The organism is Streptomyces sp. NPDC047022, assembly GCF_040644155.1.
Classification (GTDB): Bacteria; Actinomycetota; Actinomycetes; order Streptomycetales; family Streptomycetaceae; genus Streptomyces.
The window spans coordinates 113,496-138,616 of record NZ_JBEYVV010000015.1 but is presented as its reverse complement, the minus strand read 5'-3'; the positions used below and the strand labels follow the sequence as shown (position 1 = coordinate 138,616).

The window sequence follows — 25,121 nt, the reverse complement described above, 5'->3', positions numbered from 1 at the left end:
ACCGCGCTCGGCATGGGTTGCTGTGTGCCGCCAGACGGCACCGTCCCGTGACTGCCCATGGACCGGGTGAGCGGCAGCCACTAACGTCCCGGGTGTGCCCGGCGACGCACACGCACGCGTCCACACACGACGGCGGGCCGGAGCCAGGCTCGGGCTGGCCCTGGCTCTGGTCTGTGCGGCCGTGCTGGTCACCGTCCTGCCGCGCCACGGCCTGCAGGACGGAGGCACCTGCACGGCGCGCACCGTACGGTCCTGGGGCGCCGACAGCGGTCTGGACTCAGAGTTCGCGCGGTACGGCGACGACCCCGCGCGAACCGACGACTGGACCGGAGGCGACGGCACGCACTCGGTGCGGCTGCCGGACGGGCGGGTGCTGTGGCTGTTCTCGGACACCTATCTCGGCCGGGTGCACGGCCCGCCCAACCCGTTCGGCGAACCGTACGCCTGGCGGGACGTCTCGACCCCCCTGGTGCGCAACTCGGGTGTGGTGATGTCCCCTTCGGGTTCCCTTGTGGGCACGCTGCCCGCACCGCTGTTCCCCGACCCGGGGCCCGGGCGGTGGCGCTGGCCGGTGGCGGCCCGCGTCGAACCCCGCTCCCCCGGCTCGACCCAGCAGGTGGTCCGGGTGCTGCTGTGGAACCGTGCGACGGGCCCGTACCCCTGGATCTACGGCGTTCCCACCGCGACGGAGGTGGCGACGCTCTCCCTGCCCGGCCTGCGGGTCGAGAGCGTCGTGCGGGTCCTCGACCAGCAGCGGGTCCCGGACCCCTCCCGGCGCGTGCTGTTCGGCACGTCCATGGTGCCGGAGGGCGGCTGGACGTATGTGTTCGGGGGCGACGACGGCCGGGCCGCCGGACGTCCCGCCGCAGGGGCCTATGTGGCCCGGGTGCCGGACGGCCGGCTCGACCGTCCCTCGGACTGGCGGTACTGGGACGGCTCGGCCTGGACCTCGCGGCCCGGAACCCGCGCCGTGCTGGGCGACGGCCGGCACACCGGTGTCGGCAGCGCGTTCACCGTGGTCCGCGACGAGGGTACGTACGTCCTGTTCACCATGGCGGCCGGGACCCGGGGGCTGACCACGCTCACCTCTTACTGGGCGTGCGCGCCCAACGGTCCCTGGCACGGTCCGGCACCCGGCCTCGTCGCGCCGCTGCCGGGGGGCGAGGTGGCCGCGTACAACCCGCAGGCGCACCCGGAACTGGGCGGTGGCGGCGGCCTGGTGCTGAGCTACGACGTCAACTGGCTGACGGCCGCGGGGGCCTCGGCGCAGGAAGCCCTCAGCCGGAATGTGGCGCTGTACCGGCCGCGCTTTGTGACGCTGCGGCTGTCCCGGGGCCGGGAGCCTGCTGCAGCGCGTCGTGCGAGCGGCGTTTGGCGATCACCGCGCAGACCATGAGCTGCATCTGATGGAAGAGCATCAGCGGGAGCACGGCCAGTGAGGCATGCGTTCCGAACAGGACGCTCGCCATGGGAAGTCCGGAGGCGAGGGACTTCTTCGACCCGGCGAACTGGATCGCGATCCGGTCCTCCCGGCCGAAGCCAAGGGCCCGGCCGCCGTACCAGGTGAGGGCGAGCATCACGGCGAGCAACGCCGCCTCGACGGCCAGCAGACCGCCCAGCCTGAGCGGGCTCACCTGATGCCAGATGCCCTGGACCATGCCCTCGCTGAAGGCGGTGTAGACGACCAGCAGGATCGAGCCGCGGTCGACCAGCCCGAGCACCTTCTTGTGGCGCGTGATGAATCCCCCGATCCAGCGGCGCAGTACCTGTCCCGCGAGGAACGGCACCAGCAACTGCAGCACGATCTTGACGATGGAGTCGGCGGAGAACCCCCCGCCGCTGCTGCCGAGCAGCGCCGCCGCGAGCAGCGGGGTGATGACGATCCCGGCGAGGGAGGAGAAGGAACCCGCGCAGATCGCGGCGGGCACGTTGCCGCGCGCGATCGAGGTGAAGGCTATGGACGACTGGATGGTCGAGGGGACGAGCGTGAGGAAGAGCAGGCCCGTGTAGAGGTTGTGCGTCAGCAGCACCGGCACCAGGCCCCGCGCGGCGAGCCCCAGGAGCGGGAAGATCATGAACGTGCAGGCCAGGACGGTGGTGTGGAGCCGCCAGTGCTTGAGCCCCGCCAGTGCCTCATGCGTCGAGAGCCGGACGCCGTACAGGAAGAAGAGGATTGCGATCGCGGCCGTGGAGGCGCCCGACGCCACATCGGCGGCCGTGCCCCGCGCCGGGAACAGGGCCGCGACCCCTACGGTCCCCAGCAGCAGGAGGATGTACGGGTCGATGGGCATCCATCGCGGCCAGTGCAGGCGTTTCACAGTGCTCCACTACTTCGCTGTACGTCTTCGTGCCTCTCCATCGTGTTCCCGGGGGCAGCCATCGGGAATCCCGCATACCACTCTGACTGTCATCATGAAACACGATAGCCTGAGGGAGTGTACGACCCCTCCCAGCTGCGTACTTTCCTCGCCGTGGCCCAGACGCTGAGCTTCACCCAGGCCGCGCGGCGGCTCGGTGTGCGCCAGTCGACCGTGAGCCAGCACGTACGGCGGCTGGAGGACGCGACCGGGCGGCAGCTGTTCTCCCGGGACACCCACTCCGTGGAACTGACGGAGGACGGCGAGGCGATGCTCGGCTTCGCGCGACGTCTGCTGGAGGTGCACGAGCAGGCGACGGCCTACTTCACGGGCGCGCGCCCGCGGGGACGGCTGCGGTTCGGCGCCTCGGAGGACTTCGTGCTGACCCGGCTGCCGGAGATCCTGGAGGCGTTCCGGTACGACCATCCGGATGTGGACCTGGAGCTGACGGTCGAGCTCTCGGGCACGCTGCACGAACTGCTCACGGCGGGCCGGCTCGACCTGGTGCTCGCCAAGCGGAGGCCCGAGGACCCGCGCGGCGAGCTGGTCTGGCACGACAAGCTGGTGTGGATCGGCGCGGAGCGGCTGCGCCTGGACCCCGACCGGCCGGTTCCCCTGATCGTCTATCCCCCGCCGGGCATCACCCGCGCCCGCGCCCTTCAGGCCCTCGAGGAGCAGGGCCGTCCCTGGCGCATCGCGTGTACGAGTGGGAGCCTCAACGGCCTGATCGCCGCGGCCCGCGCGGGTCTCGGCGTGATGGCCCACTCCCGGGGGCTGGTCCCGCCGGGCCTGGTGCGCGTTCCGGAGCGGGCGGGGCTGCCGGAGCTGGGCGAGATCGACTTCGTCCTGGTCCACGGGCAGCGCCAGGCCCAGAGCGCGGGCCGGGCCCTGGCGGCGGCGATCCTGGCGAGCGGGGACCGGCTCCACCGGCAGTGACCGGCCGGTCGGCTCCACCGGCAGTGACCGGCCGGTCGGCTCCACCGGCAGTGACCGGCCGGTCGGCTCCACGGGCAGTGACCGGCCGGGCCCGTGTATCGCCGAAGGAGTCCGGCGCCACGCCATCGACCGGGTCGGCGCCGGGTTCAGGCGTATCCCGGGGCGCGAAGACCGGTGTTCAGGCACTCGCCGCCGAGAGCCTGCCGCGCTGCGCCACGTGCACGATGGCCGGCCCGGCGGTGATCCTGTCGAGGCTGAAGACGGCCGCGACACAGAACACCACCCAGACGGACAGGATCGTCACACCGTCGGCGACGCCGTCGTGGTGGAAGTACGCGAGTCCGTCGATCGCCCTCACCCCGACCCCGGCGGGCATCACCGAGGCCAGCGGTTGCAGCCAGCTCGGCAGGAAGGAGGGGGGCAGCACCCCTCCGCTCGTGGCATTGCCCATCACCAGCATGAAGATCGACCCGAGCGGCACGCCCAGCGGTCCGAAGATCCGGATGAGCAGGACGGTTCCGGCCGCCACGGCCCCCGCCATCAGCGTGACGATGCCCGCGAGAGCGAGGAAGGAGCCCGGGACGGCCTCGAAGACGGTGCCCGCGATGAGTGAGGTGGCCAGGCCGCCCACCACCGCGAAGATCACCAGACTGACCATGCGCTGCACGAAGGAGAGGCGCGGCGCCAGTTGGTATGTCATCTGGCCGAACAGGAATCCCGCGAGGACGAGGCCGAACGAGGCGTAGAAGACCGACAGTCCGCGGCTGTCCCCCTTCGACAGGGGGAGGATGTCCTGCACCTTGATCGCATGGCCCCCGCCCGGCGTGGCGTGGCCGAGCTGGGTGACCACCGCGGTGACGGCGAGCCCGTTGGCGCCGGCGTACACAAGGCGGGGTGATCCGGTGATGTCCAGATAGGCGGCGTACGCGGCGCGGTGCTCGACCGCCGACGTGGCGGCCGACTCGTCCCGGTAGCGCTCGACCTGGAAGGCGTCCGGGGTCATGCGCTGCAGCCGCACGTCGAAGAGCGCCGCCGAGCGGTCCGAGGCGGCGACCGCGATCGGCAGTCGATGGGCCTTGGGCGTATGGAAGGCGGCGAGGAACACCGAGACGAACACCAGCCCGATCGTGAGCACGGTGACGACCGGCGTCAGCACCGCCTTGGCACCGGTCAGTCCGGGCCCCGGGGGCGCGGCGTCGGTACGCGCACGATGCCGGTGCCGGTCCGCATCCGATTGCGTGCCGGAGTCCTCGGGCCTGAGTTCGTCCTGCTGCACGAGCGCGTCTCCTGGTCAGTCGCGGCAAGTCAGCAATTGCTGACATGGGAACTGTAGAGAACCGCGCACATCGATGACCGAGGTGCCTCTACGACGACACCTAGTACTGGGGAGTGGGGGTCGCGGTGGCGGAGTGGTGCAACCCCGGCGCACGACCGCGCGCTCCGGCGTCCGTATTACTACTTCGGCTAGTAGTGCTCGCTGTGGACGTGACGGGTCTCACCCGCGCGAGCCCCGCGCGCGTGAAGCCGCGCCGCCATGGCAGAGTCTGCGAAGGAACGTACGGCGGCAGGAGAGAGCGATGACCAGCGCCGAGAAGCCCGTGCGCCGGCGGGACTCGGCGCGCAGCAAGGAGCGGTTGCTGCAGGCCGCGGCCGAACTGCTCGCCGAGCGCGGGTTCGAACGCACCACCGTGCGGGACATCGGGGAGCGGGCGGGAGTCGACCAGGCCCTGATCGCCCGCTACTTCGGCGGCAAGACCCAGCTCTACATCGCCGTACTGCACGCCGAGACCGGGGACGGCGTGCCGCCTGACCTTCTCGACTCCGAACGCGTGCTCACGCTGTTCGAGCGTGTCGGTCAGCGCGGTCCGGGCCCTGTCTTCCAGGCCGCGGTCCAGCGGCCCCGGGACCCCGCGGTTCAGGATGCGGCGCGCGAGGAGCTGCAGACCCGACTGGTCGCTCCCCTGCGCGAGCTCTTCGCCGAGCAGGGCCTGGATCGGCCTCAGATGCGGGCCGAACTGGCGACGGCGGCGTTCATCGGGGTTCTTCTGGGCCGCTGCTCCGGCACGTTCGGCGAGCTGGCGGGGGCGGACGCGCGGGAGTTGCTGCCGCTGGTGCGGGGCCTCTTGAGCCAGTAGGGGCCTGCCCTGCGCGCGGGTCGCAGCCCGCCCTTCACCCGCGACAAGTGTGCTTACGGTGCGTCACGACCCGCGCGTGCGTCGGGGCTTGTCGCGCCCGCGCGGCGGAGCCGCAGATCGCCAACGCCCCGCGCCCCTGAACGGCGCGCTTCGAGCGCATCCCCGTGGGTGGACGGAGGCTCGTATCCGCGACGCCCCACGCCCCTGGCAAAGGGTGCCCCAGAGGACCTCGATTCCGCCTGAGGCGAGTCCGAACGAGTAACCCAGGGCGTTTTCGGGCCGTCTGCCGCGCGCAGCCTCCGGTGGCGACAGCGGTCGCCGGTCTAGCGTGTCGGGGAGGTGGGATTCCATCTCCATGCCACGATCATCCGTCAGAATTCGGCGCTCGGACATCCGCTTCCACTGGAATCGGCTAGGAGCCACTCATCGCACGGAACAGACACAACCTTCACGCACGGGAGTTGGGACATGCGTTCATGGGGTCCGCTCACAGCGGTGTGCCTGAGCACGTTCATGTTGCTGCTGGACGTGACGATCGTGGTCGTCGCGCTGCCGGACATGGCACGGGCGTCGCACGCGACGCTGAGCGATCTGCAATGGGTGGTGGACGGGTACGCGCTCGCTCTGGCGGCGCTGCTGCTCGGCGCCGGGGCCGCCGCCGATGTCCTGGGACGGCGTCGGGTCCATGTCATGGGCGTGGCGGTGTTCGCGACGGCCTCGCTGCTGTGCGGGCTTTCTGAGGGACCCGGCGCCCTGGTGGCGGCCCGGGCGATGCAGGGGGTCGGCGCGGCGGCGATGTTCTCCAGCACGCTGCCGCTGCTGGGCTCGGTCTACCAGGGGCGGCAGCGGTCGGCGGCGCTGGGCGTGTGGGGCGCGGTCAGCGGCTCTGCCGCTGCGGTCGGCCCCGTGCTCGGCGGAGTGCTCACCGAGGGCCCCGGCTGGCGCTGGATCTTCTTTGTGAACCTGCCGGTCAGCGTGGTCTCCGTGTGGCTGACGCTGCGGAAGGTGCCGGAGTCCCGGGGGCAGCACGCTCGGCGGATCGACTGGGCGGGCACGTTCTACTTCGCGGGGTTCGCCGGAGCGGCGACCTACGCGGTGGTGCACGCCGGGGAGGACGGCTGGGCGTCGTCGATGACGCTGGGCGCGTTCATGCTGGCGGCGCTGGCGCTGATCTGCTTCGTGCTGGTGGAGCGCCGGGCGACGCATCCGCTGCTTGATCTCTCGCTGCTGCGGGAGCCGGCTTTCGTGGGCGTGATGGCGGGGTCTCTCGCCTTCAGCGGCGTGGCGTTCGGTGTGACGCCGTACTTCGCGATCTGGACGCAGACACTGCTGGGCATGAGCCCGGTGCGCGGCGGGCTCATCCTGCTTCCGCTGACGGCCGCCGCCATGGTGGTCGCCATCCTGGTCGGCCGGCTGTTGCACGGGGTCCCCGCGCGGCTGACCGTGGGCGGCGGTCTGCTGCTGATCGGCTCGGGCTCCTTCTGCGAGGCCGTGCTGAACGCGGGCAGCAACTGGACCGCACTGGTTCCGGGGCTGGTCCTGGTGGGCATCGGTACCGGGTTCGTGTCACCCACGGTGGCCGGGGCGGCGCTGACCTCCGTGCCGCCGGAGCGGGCGGGCATGGCGGGCGGCGCCGCGAACACGGTGCGGCAGCTCGGGTACGCGCTCGGGGTCGCCGCCTTCGGCACCGTACTGACCTCGCGCATGCGGGACACGCTGCCGTCCGACGCGGCAGACACCCTGGCGGGCGGCGGTGCCGGGGCGCTGCGCTCCGGCTTCTCCGAGCAGGCGCTGCGCGGCGCCTTCGCCGCGGGCCTCGACGCGGCCCTGGGCGTGGCGGGATGGGCCGGGCTCCTGGCGGGCGCCCTGGTGCTGATCCTGGTGCGGTCGCCGCGGAACGCGGGGACGCCCACGGCACCCGGGGCACCCGGCGCGCTGAGGGAGACGGCTACGCGGGGCTGAGGAGCGGACGGGAGTCGACCAGCGGTCGGACCACAGGTCCGGCCGCCCTTCTGACCTCTGCCCTCCACACGGTCGCCACATATGGCCACCCCACACGCCCGCCACCACGATGCTACTGACCAGTAAGACTGGTGTCGGGGTAATCGCACCGTACAGATTCCGTGGAGATTAGGGGCTCGCAACCTACGGCGCCGTAGCGAATTCTGTCCGACCCTTCCCGCTATGCGGCAATTTCCCGCTGCGGCCCTGCGTGTTTGCGCGAAGTGCCCGGGATTTCTCCCCCCTCCCGCCCGGCTCTGCGGTGGGGTAGCTTTCACGGCGCTGTGCGGAGTGCCACAAGGAGCCGGGGATTGCGCGAGTTCACCAACCCTCCATTGGCGTCGGCGCCGCCGGTGGGCGGTCTGGCCGATGTCGTCTTCGAGTATGCCCAGGAAGATCCACTACATGTCACCCTAGGTCGGAAGGACGAGGAGGGCCGATGGCGTGACGTGACCGCCGCCGAGTTCCGCGACGAAGTGCTCGCCCTCGCGAAGGGCCTGCTGGCGCAAGGTGTCCGGTTCGGCGACCGCGTCGCGATCATGTGCCCTACGCGCTACGAGTGGACCCTCTTCGACTTCGCGCTCTGGACCATCGGCGCCCAGGTGGTGCCGGTCTACCCCACCTCCTCCGCCGAGCAGGTCTTCTGGATGCTGCACGACGCGCAGGTCTCGGCCGCGATGGTGGAGCACGAGGACCACGCGATGACGATCGCCACGGTCATCGACCGGCTCCCCCAGCTCCACCGGCTGTGGCAGCTCGACACAGGCTCCCTGCAGGAGCTCTACGACGCCGGCGCGCACATCGAGGACGAGGTGGTGCACCGGCACCGCCAGGCGGTCACCCCCGACTCGACGGCGACCGTGATCTACACATCCGGCACCACCGGCCGTCCCAAGGGCTGCGTCCTGACGCACGGCAACTTCATGTTCGAGGCCGACACCATGCTCGAACGCTTTGATCCGGTGTTCCGCTCCAAGAAGGACGACGTCACCTCCACCCTGCTGTTCCTGCCGCTGGCCCATGTCTTCGGGCGGATGGTGCAGGTCGCGGCGGTCCGGGGCAAGGTCAGGTTCGGCCATCAGCCCCAGCTGAACGCGGCGGCGCTGCTGCCCGACCTGGCCTCGTTCAGGCCGACGTTCTTCCTCGCCGTGCCGTACATCTTCGAGAAGGTCTTCAACGCGGCCCGCCGCAAGGCCGAGAAGGAGGGCCGTTCCGGCCCCTTCGAGAAGGCGGTCGAGGTCGCCGTGAAGTACGCGGACGCGGTCGAGGCGAAGGCATGGGGCACCGGGCCCGGCCCGTCGGCGAGCCTTCGCATGCAGCACCAGTTCTTCGACAAGGTCGTGTACACCAAGATCCGTGCCGCGATGGGCGGCCGGGTGCGGCACGCGATGTCCGGCGGCTCCGCGATGGACCGGCGGCTGGGACTGTTCTTCGCGGGCGCCGGTATTCAGATCTACGAGGGATACGGGCTGACGGAGACGACGGCCGCGGCGACCGCGAACCCGCCCGAGCGCACCCGGTACGGCACCGTGGGCCAGCCCATCCCGGGCACGAGCGTGCACATCGCGGACGACGGCGAGGTGTGGCTGTACGGCGGCCATGTCTTCCAGGGCTACCTCAACAATCCCAAGGCCACGGACAGCACCCTGCACGACGGCTGGCTGGCCACCGGGGACCTGGGCGCGCTCGACGAGGACGGCTATCTCACCATCACCGGGCGCAAGAAGGAGATCCTGGTGACCTCGGGCGGCAAGAGCGTCTCGCCCGGGGTGCTGGAGGAGCGGGTGCGGGAGCATCCGCTCGTCGCCCAGTGCATCGTCGTCGGCAACGACCGCCCCTACATCGCCGCGCTCGTCACCCTGGACACGGAGGCCGTCGAGCACTGGCTGCAGATGCGCGGGAAGCCCAGCATGGCCCCCGTCCAGCTGGTGCGCGATCCGGACCTGGAGACCGAGGTGCGGCGTGCGGTGGTCGCCGCGAACACGCTGGTCTCGCAGGCGGAGTCGATCCGGACGTTCCGTATTCTCGGGCACCAGTTCACCGAGGAGCACGGACTGCTCACTCCGTCGCTCAAGCTGAAGCGCAAGGCGATCGAGAATGCGTACGCGAACGAGGTGGAGGCGCTGTACCGGGCATGACCGGGTCGGCGTGCCGGGCATGACCGGGTCGGCCGGACATGCGCGGCGTTCCCCGATCGATGACCATGACCTTAGGAGTCACAGTCATCAGTCAGCAGCACCCCGACGACCGAAGGATCACCAGCTCGTGAGCAGCAAGGTCCCCCCGATCATCCTGAACAACGGTGTCGCGATGCCCCAGCTGGGCTTCGGGGTCTGGCAGGTGCCGGACGACGAGGCGGAGAACTCCGTCGCCACCGCTCTGGAGACCGGGTACCGCAGCGTCGACACGGCCGCGATCTACGGCAACGAACGGGGCGTCGGCAGGGCGGTGGCCGCCTCCGGCATTCCGCGCAAGGACCTCTTCATCACCACCAAGCTCTGGAACAGCGACCACGGATACGATTCCGCGCTGCACGCCTTCGACGTGTCGCTGGGCAAGCTCGGTCTGGAGTACGTGGACCTCTACCTGATCCACTGGCCACTGCCGAACCGGAGCACGTTCGTGGAGACGTACAAGGCCCTGGAGAAGATCTACGAGGACGGCCGCGCGCGGGCGATCGGCGTCTCCAACTTCGAGCCGGAGCATCTGGCCACCCTGATCGACCAGACCTCCGTCATCCCGGCGGTCGACCAGATCGAGCTGCACCCGCACTTCCAGCAGCACGCGGCGCGTGCGTATCACGCGGATCAGGGCATCAGGACCGAAGCCTGGTCGCCGCTCGGCCAGGGCAGGGGTCTGCTCGAGGTCCCGGCCATCGTCGCCATCGCCCAGAAACACAACCGCACCCCGGCCCAGGTCGTGCTGCGCTGGCACGTGCAGCTCGGCAACGTCGTGATCCCGAAGTCCGTGACCCCGTCCCGGATCAGGGAGAACATCGAGGTCTTCGACTTCTCGCTGGACACCGAGGACCTGGCGGCGATCAGCGCGCTCAATGAGGACCGCCGCCTCGGCCCGGACCCGTCGACCTTCGACATGGGCTGACGTACCACGCTCGCCCCCGGCGCCCTTGAGCGTCGCGCCCTTGAGTGTCGGCCCAGCGGCGCGTCAGACGGCCTCGGCTGCCTGTTCCTCGGCGCTCAGGGGCGCGCTCCGGTCGCGTGGGAGCAGCAGTGGGGTGAACAGGAGGAAGACTCCGGCGGCGGCGATCGCGATGCGCGGGCCGGTGACGACGGCGAGCAGACCCCACAGGGCGGTCATGGCGGCGATGGCAAGGCTGCTGCTGACCGACCAGGCGGACAGGGTGCGGGCGACCCGGTCGGGGGCGGTCTGTTCGAGGCGGCAGGTGGCCAGCACGGGGTTGAACAGGCCGCAGAAGGTCACCAGCCCCAACTGCACGGCGATGATCAGGATCATCCCGGGGACACCGGGCCGGACGAACGCCAGTCCGATGGGCCAGCAGGCCCGCAGCGCCCCGGCGGCGCGAAGCACCGTGTGCTGCCCGAACCGCGCCACGAGCGGGCGCGCGAGGCGCGAGCCGACGAGGCCGCCGACACCGGAGGAAGTGGCGAAGACGAGTCCGTACTGCCAGGGCGCGAAGCCCAGGCGGCCCAGCAGGAGCACGGCGAGCAGCGGTTCGGAGGCCATGATCAGGCCGTTGACCACGATCGCGTTGAAGAACAGCGGGCGCAGCGTGGGATGGGCCAGGATATGGCGCCAGCCTTCGAGGAGATCCCGTGGGCGCAGCCGCGGTGCCCCGGTCCGCCCGGGGCGCGGTTCCGTTCCGCCGATGGCGCGGATGCCCAGCGCCGAGAGCAGGTAGCTGACGGCGTCGGCCAGCACGGTCGTCACCGGTCCGAACACCCCGATCGCGGCGCCGCCGAGCGGTGGGCCGATCACGATCGCGGTCCATGTCGTGGACTCGAACCGGCCGTTCGCGACGAGCAGGTCCTCGGGTGGCACGAGCGACTTCAGATACGCGCCACTGGCCGCGTTGAAGGCGATGCCCGCCGCCGCGACGACGACGGAGACGACGAGGAGCTGGCTGAAGCCGAGCAGGCCGAGCGCGTACGCGGCGGGCACGCTCGCCATCGCCCCGAACCTGGTCAGATCCATCGCGATCATGACCGGCCGCTTACGGCGGAATTCCACCCACGGGCCGAGGGGCACCGCGAGCACGGCACCCACGGCCCGCCCCGCGGCGGCCAGCGTCGCCACCTGGGCGGGGCCCGAGTGCAGTACGAGCACGGCGATCAGGGGGAACGCGCCGAACCCGAGACCGGTGCCGTACGAGCTGATGGCGAACGCCGCCCACAACCACCCGAACCGCCGCCCCAGCGCCCGCCTGCCCGGCATACCCCTGCGCACCTCTTCCCGCCGCTGTGAAACAGAGTCGGACCACTGGGCGCCCTTCACCCTCGGTCCGGTCGCCTCGCAGAATATGTCCACCTCCGGCCTCGCCGTGCCGGGCGTCGCCGGTCACGGTGACCCTCAGGAGGGGTTCGGGGCTCAGGCGGGGCGTACGGCCGTGTACACCGTGTGGGCCTTCAGCACGAACACATCGCCGCGGCGGTACACGCTCGCCTCGTCCTCGGGGTCGAGGAGGCGGTCGAGGGCGGCGGTGTCCTCGGGGTCGAGGCCGTCGCGGAGAGCCTCGCGCAGCCGGGTCAGGGAGGCGGCCACATGGGCGCGGGCCTCATCCGTGACCGGGGCCGGCAGGTCGAGCAGGAAGCTGCGGGTGCCGGTGTGCTTCAGGCCGGCCCCGGACAGCAGCGCGGGCCAGTCCTCGGTCTCCGCGACGGTGCCGGGCAGTTCCTCCCGCATCTGTGTGAACCACTCCGCTTCCACGGCGTCCAGCCGCGATTGCAGACCGGGGCGGCCGATACCGATGTCCCGGGGCAGGAAGCGCGCGGGCAGACCGCCCTCCAGCAGGGCGAGGGTGCCGCCGGGCGCCAGCCGCGCGGCGAACGCGGCGAGGGCCGCCCGCTGGTCGCCCAGGTGGTGCAGGCTGTTGCTCGCCCACATCAGGTCGGCCGGGTAGTCCAACGCCTCCAGCGCGCCGGGCAGTTCACCGGTGACCGTGCCGAAGCGGTCCTCGAAGCCGAGGCGGGCGGCACGTGCACGGGCCCGCTCCAGCAGAGGTGCGGAGCCGTCCACCGCGACGACCCTCGCGCCCGGGAACGCCTCGGCGAAGAGACAGGAGACCACTCCGGGACCACTGCCCGTGTCCACGATCAGGCCCGGCTGCGGCAGCTCGGCCGCCAGCCATCCCGTCACCGCGCGGTACAGGGGCGCGGACAGTTCCGCCTGGGCTTCCAGCATCGGGGCCATCACAGCCCAGTCGATGTCGGTGCCGGTGTGGTGCTCGCGGTGATCGTGGTGGCCGTGATGCCCCTGGTGACCCTGGTGGTCCTCGTGATGCTGCTGCTCGTACGCCATGGTGATCCGCCTTTCTTCCCGGTCCGGTTCAGCCTGCCCGGTTCCGGTCAGCCTGCGCCGACTCGCGACGGCGGAGCAACCGACCTTGCCGAGGCGGCAAAAACGAGGTGCGACGGGGAAGGCCGGTCGCCGACGATGAGCGCATGGACGACGCACTGGTACAGCGATTCCTCGAGGACGGCTTCGTGAAGATCGCGGGCGCCGTTGCGCCACGTGTCGCCGAGGACTGTGCGCGGCGGCTGTGGCAGGAGACAGGCTACGACCCGGACGACCCCGCCACCTGGAAGGACCCGGTGCACTGGGTGGGCGGCATGGCGCAGGGCCCTTTCGCGGCGGCGGCCAACTCCCCCGCGCTGCACCGGGCTTTCGACGCGCTGGCCGGTGAGCGCCGCTGGGAGCCGCGCTACTCGCTCGGGACCTTCCCGCTGCGCTTCCCGCACGAAGAGGAGCCGGCCGACGCGGGCTGGCACATCGAGGGCAGCTATCTGCCCGAGGGCGCCGCGCACTGGCACACGAACCTGCGGTCGAGGGAGCGCGCGCTGCTCATGCTGTTCCTGTTCAGTGAGATCACCGAGGACGACGCCCCGACCCGCATCCGCGTCGGCTCGCATCTCGACGTGCCCTCGGTCCTCGAACCGTATGGCGAGGACGGCGCCTCGTTCCTGGAGCTCGGCCCCAAGGTCGACGCGGCCTCCGCACACCGCCCCCTCGCCTTCGCGACCGGACGTCCCGGTGACGTCTACCTCTGCCATCCGTTCCTCGTGCACGCCGCGCAGCCCCACCACGGCACACGCCCCCGCTTCATGGCGCAGCCTCCGCTGCACCCGGCGGAGCCGCTTCAGCTGCGGAGGGAGGACGGCGACTACTCCGCCGTGGAGCTGGCGATCCGCCGGGGCCTTGCGCGCGACAGCTGAGGGCGGCGAGCCGCTGCCGTCCTTGCGGCCGGCCCCGGCCGAGGCCGCTCACATGCTCCTGCGGAACGCCCGCAGGGTGAACACCGGGTCGGCGCGCCGACGGTCCATGTCCGGGAGCTCCTCGAGGCGGGCGGCGAAGCGTTCGGTGAGAGGGTCACCGGACGGGAGGGCGGAGAACCATCCCCGTCGCAGGTTACCGATCGCCTGACGGGGGCTGCGGCCCTGGCCGAGGCCTGGGAAGCGGGCCTGACCCGCGGGGGTCAGACCGCATGCGGCGGCGTACGCGTGGACCTCCTGGGCCGCGTCCGGGGCCGGATGAATCGGACGCCCGGCGAGAACGGCGTCCACGTCGCTGCCGACGTCATGGGCGGCGGCCTTGTCGACGGTGGTGATGTACACACCGCCCGGCCGCAGCACCCGGGCACATTCGGCGACCACGGCCCGGGCGTCCTCGGGGCGTTCGACCAGGTGGAGCAGCCAGATGCTGGTGACCGCGTCGAACGTCTCGTCCTGAAACGGCAGTCGGCGGCTGTCCGCGAGGACGACGGAGCCGGGCAGCCGGGCGTGGGACCTCCGGGTCATCTCGTACGCCAGGTCCGCGCCCGTCACCCGCAGCCCGGGCCGACCGGCCGCGAGCCGCCGGGTCACGATGCCCGTGCCGCAGGCCACGTCGAGCAGCCGGACGGCGCCCTCCGGTATCAGTCCGAGGACGGCGTCGGCCGCCGCGGTGGCCCGGGGCTCGCCGCCGCGCGTGGCGTCGTACTGATCGGCTTCCCGGTTGTAGTCGAGCACGCGGCTCGTCCTTTCAGTGCGCGCCGTGTACGGCTGCCAGCTCCTCCACCCGGCGCGCGAGGTCGAAGTCCAGTTCGGTGACCGCTCCGCCCACGCTGTGTGTGTTGATGGTGAGGGACACGCTGTTGTACCCGAGGGTGAGGTCCGAGTGGTGGTCCAGCTCCTCCTGCACCTGCGCGATGTGCACGACCATCGCGGTCGCCGCGAAGTGGGAGCGGAGCCGGTAGGAGCGGGCGATCCGGTCGCCGTCCAGCGACCAGCCGGGCAGCTCCGCGAGCCGGTCCTCGATCTCCTTGTGCGACAGCGGTTCGACGCTCATGACCTCGCTCCTTCCGTACGCCGTGGGGTTCGCCCCACCCTGTCACATCCCCGCCGCACGCCCCCGTAACGCACGGTCGCGCCGTGCCGCTCCGTTCCGTTCCGGGCCCGGTGGACCGCCATCGCCCCAGCAGGAACGCGTGCGGCAGGTCGTCCACGCACCGCTCCTCGACTACGGTCCCCCTATGACCATTGTCCCGTCCGGCACGTCCGCCCCCGCACCTGCCGCTTCCGACCAGGGCATCGGCCCTCTGCTGCGAGGCTGGCGGGAGCGGCAGAGGGTCAGCCAGCTGGAGTTGGCGCTGCGGGCCGGTTCGTCGGCACGGCACATCAGCTTCATCGAGACGGGCCGCTCACGCCCGAGCGAGGAGATGGTCCTGCGGCTGGCCGAGCATCTGGATGTCCCGGTGCGCGAGCGCAACGCGCTGCTGCTGGCGGCCGGCTACGCCCCGCACTATCTGGAGACGCCCCTGGACGATCCCTCGATGGAGGCGTTGCGGGCGGGAGTTGAGCGGCTGATCCAGGCCTACGAGCCCTTTCCCGCTCTGGTGGTGAACGCGACGTACGACGTGGTGGCGGCGAACCGGGGCATCGCGATGTTCCTGGAGGGCGTCCCGGAGCGGCTGCTCGCCCCGCCGCTGAACGCGATGCGTCTCACGCTGCACCCCGAGGGCATGGCACCGCGCATCCGCAATCTGCGTGCGTGGCGCGGCCATCTCCTGGCCCAGATGGACCGGCAGATCGCGCTGCGGCGCTCGGACGCGCTGCGCGCACTGCATGAGGAGGTGGCGGCGTATCCGGTGCGGGACAGGCCGGAAGACGGGATCGAACCGGACGAGACCGTCCATCATTTCGCGCTTCCGATGCGGATCGAGCACGAGGGCCGGGTACTGTCCTTCATCTCGTCCATCGCGACGTTCAACACCCCGATGGATGTGACCGTCGCCGAGCTGGCCATCGAGACGTTCCTGCCCGCGGATCCAGCCACGGCCAAGTACCTGCATTCGACTGGATCTTGACGGCACATCAACCCCATCCGCCTCACCGGCTCCGCCGATTTACGCTCTGTCCGGCCATCACCATGAGACATTCACTCGAACATGCCACACTGCCCACAGTCTTCGAGGCGCAGGGGAGGCGTCGCGTGAGTGAGCGTCGGGCTGCGCCCACCGTGGGGCAGGTAGTGCTGGGCCGGCGGCTGGCCGAGTTGCGGGAGGCCGCCGGGCTCAAGCGCGAGGAGGCGGCGCAGGTACTGCGTGTCGCGGCGGCGACCGTACGGCGCATGGAGACCGCCGAAGTCGCGCTGAAGATCCCGTATGTGCAGGTGCTGCTCGCCACGTACGGCGTGCCGGAGGCGGAGATCACCTCCTTCGTGCGACTCGCGGAGGAGGCCAACCAGCCCGGCTGGTGGCAGCGTTACCACGATGTGCTGCCCGACTGGTTCAGCCTGCACGTCAGTCTGGAGAGTGCCGCCTCCATGATCCGCTCGTACGAGCCGCACTTCGTGCCCGGGCTGCTGCAGACCGAGGACTACGCTCATGCGGTGCTGGAGGCCGGGACCGTGGGACGGGTCCGCCCCCAGGACATCGAGCGGCATGTGGCGCTGCGCATGACGCGGCAGGAGCTGCTGACCCGTCAGGATCCGCCGCACTTCTGGGTGATCATGGACGAGACGGTGCTGCGCCGCCCGGTCTCCACCCGCCCGGGAGTGATGCGCGTGCAGCTGGAGCGGCTGATCGAGGCCACGGAAAACCCGCGGATCACCCTGCAGATCGCCGAGTTCGCGTCCGGACCGCACCCGGGGACCTACACGCCGTTCGTGCTCTTCCGCTTCGGGGAGCCCGAGTTGCCGGACATGGTCTACAGCGAGTACCTGACGGGCGCCCTCTATCTCGACTCGCGCTCCGAGGTAGCCATGCATCTGGAGGTGCTGGACCATATGTCCGCCAAGGCGGCGTCCGTCCAGCACACCAGGACGATCCTCCGGCGGTTCCGTGACACCTACTGATCCGCCATCGACGCTTGATGCCTCATCCGGCAATCCACCAGCCGCTATCCGACTCAGGAGCATCCGCATGACGACCGGCCGCGAATCGGCTCCCCTGCACGTCGACACCAGCCGTCCCCACCCCGCACGGGTCTACGACTGGTGGCTCGGGGGCAAGGACAACTACCCGGTGGACGAGGAGCTGGGCCGGAAGATCCTGGCCGTGGACCCGAGCGTGCGGCGCGGGGCACGCGCCAACCGCCGGTTCATGCACCGGGCGACACGGGCCCTGGCGCAAGCGGGTGTGCGCCAGTTCCTCGACATCGGCACCGGCATCCCGACCGAGCCGAACCTCCACCAGGTCGCGCAGGGCGTCGTCCCCGATGCGCGCGTGGTGTACGCCGACAACGACCCGATCGTGCTGCGGCACGCCCAGGCCCTGCTGCACGGCACCGCGGAGGGCACAACCGGCTATGTCCACGGCGACGTCCGCGACCCGGACACCATCCTCGCCCGCGCCGCCGAGTCCCTGGACCTCGGGCAGCCGGTCGCCCTGTCGCTGATCGCGCTCACCCACTACCTGGGCGAAGAGGCCCACGACCTGATCGCGCGTTACGTCAAGGCGTTGGCACCCGGCAGTCACCTGGTCCTGTCCCAGGTCACGCCCGACCTGCTCCCGGAGGCCGTCCGGCAGGCCGCGGCCCTGTTCCAGCAGAGCGGTACGCCCTTCTTCCCTCGTTCGCTGGCCGAGTTCTCGGGGTTCTTCGAGGGGCTGGAGCTGCTGGGCCCCGGGGTGATACCCGTCACCGGCTGGCGGCCGGAGCCGGATGACGTGGCTCTCCAGGCGGAAGGCATCGTGACGGTGTACGCGGGAGTCGCCCGCAAGCCCTGACCCCGGAAACGGTGGTGCCACGTCCCGGTGCCACGTCCCGCGGAGAGGGACGCGGCACCAGTGGGCGTCCGCTGGACCTTTGCCCGCGTCAGACGAGCTTGGCCGACAGCGTGATGGTGGTACCGGCCAGTGCCTGGCTGACCGGGCAGTTCTTCTTGGCGTCCTCGGCGGCGGCGACGAACGCCTCGTTGTCGATGCCGGGAACGGTGCCCTCGACGTTGAGGTGGATGCCCGTGATGCCCTCGCCAGGCTGGAATGTGACGTCGGCCTTCGTCTCCAGCTTGGTGGGCGCGTTGCCGGCGCCGGCCAGGCCGTGCGACAGGGCCATGGAGAAACAGCTGGAGTGGGCGGCCGCGATCAGTTCTTCCGGGCTGGTCTTGCCGTTCGCCTCCTGGGAGCGCGAAGCCCACGTGACCGGCTGCCGGTCGATGCCGGAGGAGTCGAAGGAGACGATGCCGTTGCCCTCGAGCAGGTCGCCGTCCCACACGGTGTGTGCGGTGCGCGTGGTTGCCACGGTTCTTCCTTTCGTGTGGTCCCGTTGCCGGGGCCGGGTTCCGTCGCCCCCCATCCGACCACATCGCACCCGGTGCGTCCGGCGCACCGCGCCATGACATCCGGGTCGGCACGCCGGGTCGCACGGGGTCGGGCGGGGTCAGGCGGCGCGCTCGTCCCTCTCCTCGTCCGCGTGTGCGGGTGCCGCCTGCGCCAGCGGCACCTGAGGGCCGTCGCACTCGCGCAGCCAGCGGCGGAAGACCTGGTGGAGCCGTTCGGCACCGACGAGTTCGGTGCCGTCGCCCGTGGGGTCCGACAGGGACAGAGGTGACAGCAGGAAGGGCCGTCCCTGGGCGCCGCCGAGTCCGCCGTGCGAGCCGACCTGCTCCTCGAACGCCAGGACTTCGCCCGATGCCGGGCCGTACCAGGAGTTGACCATGATGTCGGCGGTGCGCGGGAAGGAGTGGGTACGGCGTACGGCGTCGGCGGCGCCGGGTCCGAATCCGGCGAGCGGCCCGGAGCCGTCCTCGAGCAGCCCGACCGGGATCTGCTCGCCGTCCGCGCCCAGGACCACCCCGCCGTGCTCCTCGCTGCCCACGAGAAGGAAGCCGATGCCCGGATGCCCGGCGAGCATCGGCAGCAGCGCCGGGTACCGCCGGTCGATCTCCTCCCTGCTCATCCGGTGCGGCACGTCGGGGAAGGAGACGAGTCCGAGGTTGCCGGACGCGAGGACGACCGGCTCCGAGCGGCGCCGCGCGGGGCGGTGCCCGGGGCCGTCCTCCTCGAGGGGGCGGCGCAGCGCGGCCCGCACCGCGGCGCGAGCCTCGGTCCCGCTGCGGGTGCTCTCCCACGTCTCGTCGTGTGCGCCGGCGCCCGCCGCGGTGTCCGGAACGGCGAGTCCGCAGCCGGTCCTCACCAGGTCGCGGAGGCTGCGGCCGTAGCGGGTCCGGAACGTCTCGCCGGGGCTTTGGCCGTGATCGGAGAGTACGACGATCCGGTAGGAGCGCGGGGCGTGTGCGGCGACGTGCTCGAGCAGTGCGAGGGAGCGGTCGAGCCGCCGCAGGACCTGCTCGGCGTCGCGGCTGTGCGGGCCGGAGTGGTGGGCCACTTCGTCGTAGGCCACCAGGTCCGCGTAGACCGCGTTGCGTCCGGCGAGCATGTCGCCGATGACCGCGGCGACGACGACGTCCCGTTCGACAACGGTGGCGAAGGCCCGTACGAACGGGTACAGGCCACCGCGCCCGACGCGGGGCCGCTGCCGGCTGAGGCGGGCACGGGTCGACTGGGCGATCTCGCGGCCGACTTCCGCGAGGAACGACAGGGCGGTCCGTACGGCGTTCGCGGGATCGCTGAAGTACGCGAAGTACCCGGCCCGGGACCTGTTCTCCCGGCCCCTGCGGACGGAGACGGACAGGACGAGCGCGATCTCGTCGGCGCCGCCGCTGAAGAGGTTGCCGCGGCTCGCGCCGTCGACGGTGAGGAGGCCGCCGTCGCCGGTCCGTTCGATGGCGCGGCGCTGGAGTTCGGCGGCGCCGGCGGGCCGGTTGCAGACCATGACCTCGTGGTTGTCCTTCTCGTACCAGCGGAACGCCGGAACGTCATGGTTGGAGCCGTGCAGGATGCCGAGCTGGCTGGCGCCGGTCTGGCTGGACCAGTCGGTGCGCCAGGGGGTGAGCCGGTGACTGGGTCCGTCGCCGTCGCGGGGGCCGAGCCAGGACGCGACGGTCGGCATGAGGCCCTTGTCGACGGCCGCCCGCAGCACGTCGTGGCCCACGCCGTCGAGCTGGATGAACAGGGTCCCCGGGGTGGCGGGCTCGCGGCTGTGCGCGCCGTGGCCGCGGCGGCGGGCGGCGAGCCGGTACAGCCTTCTGCGGTACGCGTCGTCGTCCCGTACGGCCAGGGAGCCGCCGGTGGCCGAGGCGACCGCGGACATCGCGGCGGCCACGACGACCGCGGTCTCGGGGGCCGCCTCGCCGTGACCGGAGGGGGTGACGCGCAGGGCGAGCAGCAGCAGGGAGCCGTTGAGAAAGAAGACCAGCAGCCCGAGCACGAGGGCGGGCACGAGCAGCAGCAGCCTGACGAGCCGGGGCCACACGAGCGAGGACAGCAGGCCGAAGACTCCGGCTCCGGCGGCGGCGGTGAGTGCGACCCGGGTGAGGCTGTCGCCTGCCGCGGACTCCAGCCGGAAGTCGGGCAGGAGTGCGGCGAGTACGAGCATGGTCGCGGTGGACGCGACCCACACGGTGATGCTGCGCCACACTCCGCTGACGAGTCGCCGCCAACGCTCCTGGCTCACGCCTGCGCCTGCCATCGCGCCCGGTCAGCGGCCGTCGTAGCCCGCGGTCGGCATGGACAGGCGACGGTGCACGCAGGCCTTCATCTGGGCGTCGTACGACGGTTCGGCGTGCCCCACCGTCTCCAGCCGCACGCCCCGCCGCGCGCACTCCTCTACGAACTCGTCCACGGAGGACAGGGCACGTTCCAGAACCCGGCGGCTCGGGGCCACGAAGACATCGACCAGGCCGGCCTCCACATCCGACCACAGGACACTGTGGTCGGGGCGCAGGGCCCGGACCAGAAGCTCGCGCGTGACGACATACCCCTGCTCGGCCGCCCAGCGCGCGCACATCGCGTGCTGGCTGCGGGAGTCGACGAGGAAGGGATCCGCGTCGAGCTCCTCCAGCGGGGTCAGGCTGGCGATGGCCGTCACCCGGACCGTTCCCGGCCCGCCGGAGGGCTCGTGTGTGACCGGGGCGCCGTACGCGTCTCCCATGGGGTACCCCCTCACCTCAGGGTTTCGCCGCTGACCCTACTCCTGCCCGTAGGCTCGAGGGGAGTCGCACGAAGGAGGCATCGGAGTGCCGGCGGAGATCACCTGGTGGGGTCACGCCACCTGCACGATCGAGGACTCCGGGACACGGGTCCTGACCGATCCTGTGTTCGCACGCCGCATCGCGCATCTGCGGCGGCGCGGCGGGGCCCTGCCGCCGCCCGGGGCCACCGTCGCCGACGTGGCCCTCGTCTCGCATCTGCATGCCGACCATCTGCATGTGCCCTCGCTCGCGCGCCTGGCACCGGGCACCCTGCTGCTGGTGCCGCGCGGCGCCCCGGGGCAGGTGCCCGGGTTGCGCCGGCTGGAGCGTCCCCGGCTCGCGGAGGTCGTGCCCGGCGACCGGGTGCAGTTCGGTGACCTGGTCATTCGGGTGACAACGGCGCGGCACGACGGGCGCCGGCTGCCGCTGGGACCGCACCGCTCGCCCGCCCTCGGGTTCGTCATCGAGGGTGCCACGCGCACCTACTTCGCCGGGGACACCGGGCTGTTCGGGTCGATGGCAGAGGAGGTCGGATCCGTCGATGTGGCACTGCTGCCGGTCGGCGGCTGGGGACCGTTCCTCGGGCCGGGGCATCTGGATGCGGAGCGCGCCGCACGGGCGCTGGAGCAGCTGAGGCCGCGCAGCGCGGTGCCGGTGCACTACGGCACGTACTGGCCCATCGGCATGGATGCCGTGCGCCCCCATGAATTCCATGCGCCGGGTGATGAGTTCGTGCGCCGCGCCGCGCAACGCGCGCCAGGGGTGGCGGTGCATCTTCTGCGCCACGGCGAGAGCGTCCGTCCTGAGGTCGCCCGGTGATACGCCCGGGGATGTTCCTGGCCGCCGCCGGTGGCGGGGTGCCGCCGGAGTCGACCCAGCAGGCCCTGGGTTATCCGTCGCTGTTCCTGCTGGTGCTGCTCGGCGCGCTCGTGCCGGTGGTGCCGACGGGCGCGCTGGTCAGTTCGGCGGCGGTCGTGGCCTTTCATCAGACCGCGCCGTTCTCTCTCGCGGTGGTGTTCGTCGTCGCGGCGTTCGCGGCGTTTGCCGGGGACCTCGCGCTGTACTGGCTCGGGCGGCGCGGTATGAGGTCGAGGAACGGCTCCAGATGGCTGGAGACGATCCGCGAGCGCGCTCCCGAGGAGCGGCTGGTACAGGCCCAGCGGAAGCTGAGCGACCACGGCATCGCGGTCCTCACACTGTCACGGCTCGTTCCGGCGGGGCGCATCCCGGTGATGCTGGCATGCCTGCTGGCGCGGATGCCGCTGCGGGATTTCGCCCGTGGCGACGCCCCGGCGTGCCTGGCCTGGGCCGGGACATACCAGTTGATCGGGATCCTGGGCGGGTCCCTGTTCCCCAGGCCGTGGGAGGGGGTCGCGGCGGCGGTCGGGCTGACGGTGGTGATCAGCGCGGGGCCCGGGGTCTGGCGGCGGGTGAGGAGGGTTGCCTCACCTGACGGTACGTCCTGACGTGCGCGCGTGCGATGGTGATGCGCGCGGTTCCCCGCGCCCCTGAAGGGCGCGCTATGCGCGTAGGTCCTTCCCGCGGGCTGGCTGCAGTACCCGGGAGGCTCCGATCGGCAGATCCCACAGGTTCTCGCGGGGCAGGCCCGCCCCCTCCCATGCCGTTCGCACACGTGTCAGGGGTTCCAGTACGGGTTCCGCCGACAGTACGAACGTGCCCCAGTGCATGGGGGCCATCCGCTGCGCGCCGAGGTCGACGGTTGCCTTGACCGCCTCCTCCGGGTCGCAGTGGACGTCGCTGAGCCACCACCGCGGCTCGTACGCGCCGATCGGCATGAGCGCCAGGTCGATGCCGGGATAGCGCAGGCCGATCCGCCGGAACCAGTGGCCGTAGCCCGTGTCCCCCGCGAAGTACACGCGCTGCCCGTCCGGCGCGGTCAGCACCCAGCCGCCCCACAGGGAACGGCAGGTGTCGGTCAGGGTGCGCTTGGACCAGTGGTGGGCGGGGACGAAGTCGAAGCGGACACCGTCCAGTTCGGCGCCCTCCCACCAGTCCAGCTCGGTGACACAGGTGAACGCGCGCCTGCGGAACCACGCGGCGAGGCCGGCCGGTACGAACACCGGTGTGGCTCGGGCGAGTCGGCTGAGGGTGGGGGCGTCCAGATGGTCGTAGTGGTTGTGGCTGATGACGACCGCGTCGACCCCTGGGAGGTCCTCCCAGGGAAAGCCGACGGGGGTGATCCGGGCCGGGGTGCCGAGGATGCGACGCGACCAGACCGGGTCCGTCAGGACGGTCAGCCCACCGATCCGTATCACCCAACTGGCGTGCCCCGCCCAGGAGACGGCGACGGTGTCCGTGTCGACGCGGGGCAGCGGCGCGGGCTCGTACGGAAGCAGCGCGATGTCCCTCAGGCCCTCGGGCCCGGGCCGCAGCGCCCCTTCACGGGCGAAGCGGGCCAGCGCCTTGATGCCGGGCAGCGGCGCGGTCAGCCGGTCCATGAAGGAGCGGGCCCAGATGCGGCGCTCGCCGAGCGGGCGGGGCGCGGCGAGCGGCGGGTGGGGAGCCGGCGCGGCGATCCCGCCCTTCAGCAGCGTCCCGGGCGTGGGCCCGGCGGCGTATCGGCACGTGGACACGGTGCTCGTGGTGGGCTCCTGCTGCTGCGTCATCGAGGAGTCTCCCATCGCTGAGCGTCGGCGCGCAGATCGTCGAAGACCGATCCCAGAAGGCTCAACGCGCGGTGCACGTGTGGCAGTTCCAGCGGCTGAGGTGAAAGGAGGCACTCGTAGCGCTCCTCGTCGTTCGCGCCGAGGAAGGGCCCGGTGGAGAGGCGGACGCGCAGCGCCGCGAGGTCGTCCCCGAAACGGTGTCCGCCGGGAGCGGGCATGCCGAGACGGGTGGTCAGGAAGTCCTCCAGATCCTGTGCGTCACCGACTCCATGGCCGTTGAGCGCGGCACGCAGCGGCTCGAGGTCGGCGTACAGGTGCCGGCCGGCCTGCGGGGGCCGGGCCAGGACACCCGCGGCGACCACGGCCCGGTGCGCGGCGGCGGCCACGCGCGCGTGCAGGGCGGTGCCCGCGGTGAGGTGCTCGACGACATCGGCGGGTTCGTCGAGGGCATACGCGGCCGCCGCGGCGACCGGGTCGGCGACTCGGGCACCGAGCGCGGTGAGCACGTCGAGTACGCGCGCGTGCAGCTCGGCGCCCTGCCCGGTGGCCGGGAAACGAGCGACGGCCGCGGGCCAGCCGGACGGGAGCAAGGGGCCGGCGAGATCGGTGACGACGGTGACCCGGTCGGGAAGCATCTCGGCGGGGCTGAGCAGCACGGTCTCGTGCGGCCGGTGCACCGTGTCCCGCCAGGTCTCGTCGCTGACCAGGTGGAGCCCCTCGCCGGCGGCGGCCTCGGCGGTCTCGTGCACCACCTCTGGCGGTGCCACGGTGGCGGTGGGATCGTCTGCAACCGCGAGCACCAGCAGACGCGGGTCCCCGCCCTCGGCACGGATCCTGCGGACGGTCTCCAGGAGGGCGTACGGATCCGGGACGCCTCCGCACTCCGCGGTGGTCGCAACGTGGTAGACGGACCGTCCCAGCGCCCGTATCTGAGGCGCCCACCAGGCGGGACACGGCCGCGGAATCAGTACGTCGCCGCCGAGCGCGGCGGTGATGGCGACCAGCAGGGCGGGCGCGCCCGGTGCGGCGGACACGGAGCCGGGTTCGGCGGGCAGTCCCCGACGCGTGAAGTAGCCGCAGGCGGCGTCGAGCAGGTCGGGCATACGGTCCCAGGACCCGGTGCCGTCGTGCTCCGCTGCCTCGGCGAGCGCGGTCGACAGGCCCGGCAGGAGGGGCAGCCCGTGGCCGGGAAGGGCTGGACCGTAGCGGACAGGACCGTGACCTCCCTGATCCGTGCGACGCATACGTGCCTCCGCGCAGTCCCTGGTGCGGGTCGTATTGTTGTTCGCCTACGGTGCCGATGGTGCCCTTGTGCCCTGAGTACCCAAAGAACCGGTCGGTCATGGGCGGGCGGCTGCGCC

At 71.6% G+C, this 25,121-nt stretch carries 23 protein-coding genes; 12 read left to right on the top strand and 11 right to left on the bottom strand.

What is annotated here, in order from left to right; genetic code table 11:
- The first annotated feature begins 94 nt into the window (after positions 1 to 94).
- On the top strand, positions 95 to 1,396 hold the full coding sequence (locus ABZ845_RS18225; RefSeq protein ID WP_360980275.1) for a hypothetical protein: 1,302 nt from the start codon (positions 95 to 97) through the stop codon (positions 1,394 to 1,396).
- On the opposite strand, the gene ABZ845_RS18220 is transcribed toward ABZ845_RS18225, so the two are convergent.
- Entirely contained in the window at positions 1,278 to 2,318 is a 1,041-nt protein-coding gene (locus tag ABZ845_RS18220) for a bile acid:sodium symporter family protein (protein WP_360980272.1), read from the bottom strand. The genes ABZ845_RS18225 and ABZ845_RS18220 overlap by 119 nt on opposite strands.
- 117 nt (positions 2,319 to 2,435) lie before the next feature.
- Here ABZ845_RS18220 and ABZ845_RS18215 point away from each other — a divergent pair, with 117 nt between their 5' ends.
- Positions 2,436 to 3,293 (top strand): LysR substrate-binding domain-containing protein, encoded by an 858-nt coding sequence (locus tag ABZ845_RS18215; protein ID WP_360980269.1) that lies wholly within the window; start codon positions 2,436 to 2,438, stop codon positions 3,291 to 3,293.
- Positions 3,294 to 3,471: 178 nt separating this feature from the next.
- On the opposite strand, the gene ABZ845_RS18210 is transcribed toward ABZ845_RS18215, so the two are convergent.
- The gene (locus ABZ845_RS18210; protein WP_360980266.1) at positions 3,472 to 4,569 is read right to left on the bottom strand and encodes an ABC transporter permease; all 1,098 of its coding nucleotides are present in this window, start codon (positions 4,567 to 4,569) and stop codon (positions 3,472 to 3,474) included.
- Between the two features lie 301 nt (positions 4,570 to 4,870).
- Here ABZ845_RS18210 and ABZ845_RS18205 point away from each other — a divergent pair, with 301 nt between their 5' ends.
- The 4 genes from ABZ845_RS18205 (at position 4,871) to ABZ845_RS18190 (ending at position 10,531) form a co-directional block, all read left to right on the top strand.
- Positions 4,871 to 5,428: a TetR family transcriptional regulator gene (locus ABZ845_RS18205; protein WP_360980263.1), complete on the top strand. Its 558-nt coding sequence runs from the start codon at positions 4,871 to 4,873 to the stop codon at positions 5,426 to 5,428.
- A gap of 468 nt (positions 5,429 to 5,896) precedes the next feature.
- Positions 5,897 to 7,390, top strand: a complete 1,494-nt coding sequence (locus ABZ845_RS18200) for an MFS transporter (protein WP_360980260.1) — start codon at positions 5,897 to 5,899, stop codon at positions 7,388 to 7,390.
- A gap of 350 nt (positions 7,391 to 7,740) precedes the next feature.
- Positions 7,741 to 9,567, top strand: a complete 1,827-nt coding sequence (locus tag ABZ845_RS18195; RefSeq protein ID WP_360980257.1) for an AMP-dependent synthetase/ligase — start codon at positions 7,741 to 7,743, stop codon at positions 9,565 to 9,567.
- Between the two features lie 127 nt (positions 9,568 to 9,694).
- Complete coding sequence (locus tag ABZ845_RS18190; protein ID WP_360980254.1) at positions 9,695 to 10,531, top strand: aldo/keto reductase; 837 nt, start codon at positions 9,695 to 9,697, stop codon at positions 10,529 to 10,531.
- A gap of 63 nt (positions 10,532 to 10,594) precedes the next feature.
- On the opposite strand, the gene ABZ845_RS18185 is transcribed toward ABZ845_RS18190, so the two are convergent.
- Together ABZ845_RS18185 and ABZ845_RS18180 are read right to left on the bottom strand one after the other, a co-directional pair.
- A complete protein-coding gene (locus ABZ845_RS18185) occupies positions 10,595 to 11,842 on the bottom strand; it encodes an MFS transporter (protein ID WP_360980251.1) in 1,248 nt (415 codons plus the stop codon).
- Positions 11,843 to 11,995: 153 nt separating this feature from the next.
- Positions 11,996 to 12,925 (bottom strand): class I SAM-dependent methyltransferase, encoded by a 930-nt coding sequence (locus tag ABZ845_RS18180; RefSeq protein WP_360980249.1) that lies wholly within the window; start codon positions 12,923 to 12,925, stop codon positions 11,996 to 11,998.
- A 143-nt stretch (positions 12,926 to 13,068) separates the two neighbouring features.
- Between ABZ845_RS18180 and ABZ845_RS18175 the strand changes: the two genes are divergently transcribed.
- Positions 13,069 to 13,839, top strand: coding sequence for a phytanoyl-CoA dioxygenase family protein (locus tag ABZ845_RS18175; RefSeq protein WP_360980245.1), 771 nt, complete (start codon positions 13,069 to 13,071; stop codon positions 13,837 to 13,839).
- 48 nt (positions 13,840 to 13,887) lie between these two features.
- On the opposite strand, the gene ABZ845_RS18170 is transcribed toward ABZ845_RS18175, so the two are convergent.
- A complete protein-coding gene (locus tag ABZ845_RS18170; protein ID WP_360980242.1) occupies positions 13,888 to 14,631 on the bottom strand; it encodes a class I SAM-dependent methyltransferase in 744 nt (247 codons plus the stop codon).
- A 13-nt stretch (positions 14,632 to 14,644) separates the two neighbouring features.
- Positions 14,645 to 14,950 (bottom strand): 4a-hydroxytetrahydrobiopterin dehydratase, encoded by a 306-nt coding sequence (locus tag ABZ845_RS18165; protein WP_360980239.1) that lies wholly within the window; start codon positions 14,948 to 14,950, stop codon positions 14,645 to 14,647.
- A gap of 184 nt (positions 14,951 to 15,134) precedes the next feature.
- Between ABZ845_RS18165 and ABZ845_RS18160 the strand changes: the two genes are divergently transcribed.
- The 3 genes from ABZ845_RS18160 (at position 15,135) to ABZ845_RS18150 (ending at position 17,828) form a co-directional block, all read left to right on the top strand.
- Entirely contained in the window at positions 15,135 to 15,968 is an 834-nt protein-coding gene (locus ABZ845_RS18160; protein WP_360980236.1) for a helix-turn-helix transcriptional regulator, read from the top strand.
- Positions 15,969 to 16,093: 125 nt separating this feature from the next.
- A complete protein-coding gene (locus ABZ845_RS18155; RefSeq protein WP_360980233.1) occupies positions 16,094 to 16,957 on the top strand; it encodes a helix-turn-helix transcriptional regulator in 864 nt (287 codons plus the stop codon).
- Between the two features lie 67 nt (positions 16,958 to 17,024).
- Positions 17,025 to 17,828 carry an SAM-dependent methyltransferase gene (locus ABZ845_RS18150; protein WP_360980230.1) on the top strand — a complete coding sequence of 268 codons (804 nt, stop codon included), beginning with the start codon at positions 17,025 to 17,027 and terminating at the stop codon, positions 17,826 to 17,828.
- 88 nt (positions 17,829 to 17,916) lie between these two features.
- On the opposite strand, the gene ABZ845_RS18145 is transcribed toward ABZ845_RS18150, so the two are convergent.
- The 3 genes from ABZ845_RS18145 to ABZ845_RS18135 all read right to left on the bottom strand — a co-directional run bounded on the left by ABZ845_RS18145 (position 17,917) and on the right by ABZ845_RS18135 (position 21,093).
- Positions 17,917 to 18,342 carry an OsmC family protein gene (locus ABZ845_RS18145; protein WP_360980227.1) on the bottom strand — a complete coding sequence of 142 codons (426 nt, stop codon included), beginning with the start codon at positions 18,340 to 18,342 and terminating at the stop codon, positions 17,917 to 17,919.
- Positions 18,343 to 18,480: 138 nt separating this feature from the next.
- Positions 18,481 to 20,631 (bottom strand): alkaline phosphatase family protein, encoded by a 2,151-nt coding sequence (locus tag ABZ845_RS18140; RefSeq protein ID WP_360980224.1) that lies wholly within the window; start codon positions 20,629 to 20,631, stop codon positions 18,481 to 18,483.
- Positions 20,632 to 20,640: 9 nt separating this feature from the next.
- Complete coding sequence (locus ABZ845_RS18135) at positions 20,641 to 21,093, bottom strand: hypothetical protein (RefSeq protein WP_360980221.1); 453 nt, start codon at positions 21,091 to 21,093, stop codon at positions 20,641 to 20,643.
- A gap of 85 nt (positions 21,094 to 21,178) precedes the next feature.
- On the opposite strand from ABZ845_RS18135, the gene ABZ845_RS18130 reads away from it, so the two are divergent.
- Together ABZ845_RS18130 and ABZ845_RS18125 are read left to right on the top strand one after the other, a co-directional pair.
- Positions 21,179 to 21,952: an MBL fold metallo-hydrolase gene (locus ABZ845_RS18130; protein ID WP_360980218.1), complete on the top strand. Its 774-nt coding sequence runs from the start codon at positions 21,179 to 21,181 to the stop codon at positions 21,950 to 21,952.
- Between the two features lie 11 nt (positions 21,953 to 21,963).
- Positions 21,964 to 22,599 (top strand): VTT domain-containing protein, encoded by a 636-nt coding sequence (locus ABZ845_RS18125; RefSeq protein WP_360980321.1) that lies wholly within the window; start codon positions 21,964 to 21,966, stop codon positions 22,597 to 22,599.
- A gap of 54 nt (positions 22,600 to 22,653) precedes the next feature.
- Here the strand turns inward: ABZ845_RS18125 and ABZ845_RS18120 are convergent, their stop codons facing one another.
- Both ABZ845_RS18120 and ABZ845_RS18115 read right to left on the bottom strand, forming a co-directional pair.
- Positions 22,654 to 23,760, bottom strand: coding sequence for an MBL fold metallo-hydrolase (locus tag ABZ845_RS18120; RefSeq protein ID WP_360980215.1), 1,107 nt, complete (start codon positions 23,758 to 23,760; stop codon positions 22,654 to 22,656).
- Positions 23,757 to 25,004, bottom strand: coding sequence for an aminotransferase class I/II-fold pyridoxal phosphate-dependent enzyme (locus tag ABZ845_RS18115; RefSeq protein WP_360980212.1), 1,248 nt, complete (start codon positions 25,002 to 25,004; stop codon positions 23,757 to 23,759). The genes ABZ845_RS18120 and ABZ845_RS18115 overlap by 4 nt, the downstream gene beginning before the upstream one ends.
- Positions 25,005 to 25,121: the final 117 nt, after the last annotated feature.

Bases quoted from the DNA above. Each gene is read 5' to 3' on its own strand.
- ABZ845_RS18205 (WP_360980263.1), top strand. From the start codon at position 4,871: ATGACCAGCGCCGAGAAGCCCGTGCGCCGGCGGGACTCGGCGCGCAGC.
- ABZ845_RS18200 (WP_360980260.1), top strand. From the start codon at position 5,897: ATGCGTTCATGGGGTCCGCTCACAGCGGTGTGCCTGAGCACGTTCATG.
- ABZ845_RS18185 (WP_360980251.1), bottom strand. From the start codon at position 11,842: ATGCCGGGCAGGCGGGCGCTGGGGCGGCGGTTCGGGTGGTTGTGGGCG.
- ABZ845_RS18180 (WP_360980249.1), bottom strand. From the start codon at position 12,925: ATGGCGTACGAGCAGCAGCATCACGAGGACCACCAGGGTCACCAGGGG.
- ABZ845_RS18175 (WP_360980245.1), top strand. From the start codon at position 13,069: ATGGACGACGCACTGGTACAGCGATTCCTCGAGGACGGCTTCGTGAAG.
- ABZ845_RS18165 (WP_360980239.1), bottom strand. From the start codon at position 14,950: ATGAGCGTCGAACCGCTGTCGCACAAGGAGATCGAGGACCGGCTCGCG.
- ABZ845_RS18160 (WP_360980236.1), top strand. From the start codon at position 15,135: ATGACCATTGTCCCGTCCGGCACGTCCGCCCCCGCACCTGCCGCTTCC.
- ABZ845_RS18150 (WP_360980230.1), top strand. From the start codon at position 17,025: ATGACGACCGGCCGCGAATCGGCTCCCCTGCACGTCGACACCAGCCGT.
- ABZ845_RS18140 (WP_360980224.1), bottom strand. From the start codon at position 20,631: ATGGCAGGCGCAGGCGTGAGCCAGGAGCGTTGGCGGCGACTCGTCAGC.
- ABZ845_RS18135 (WP_360980221.1), bottom strand. From the start codon at position 21,093: ATGGGAGACGCGTACGGCGCCCCGGTCACACACGAGCCCTCCGGCGGG.
- ABZ845_RS18125 (WP_360980321.1), top strand. From the start codon at position 21,964: ATGTTCCTGGCCGCCGCCGGTGGCGGGGTGCCGCCGGAGTCGACCCAG.
- ABZ845_RS18120 (WP_360980215.1), bottom strand. From the start codon at position 23,760: ATGACGCAGCAGCAGGAGCCCACCACGAGCACCGTGTCCACGTGCCGA.
- ABZ845_RS18115 (WP_360980212.1), bottom strand. From the start codon at position 25,004: ATGCGTCGCACGGATCAGGGAGGTCACGGTCCTGTCCGCTACGGTCCA.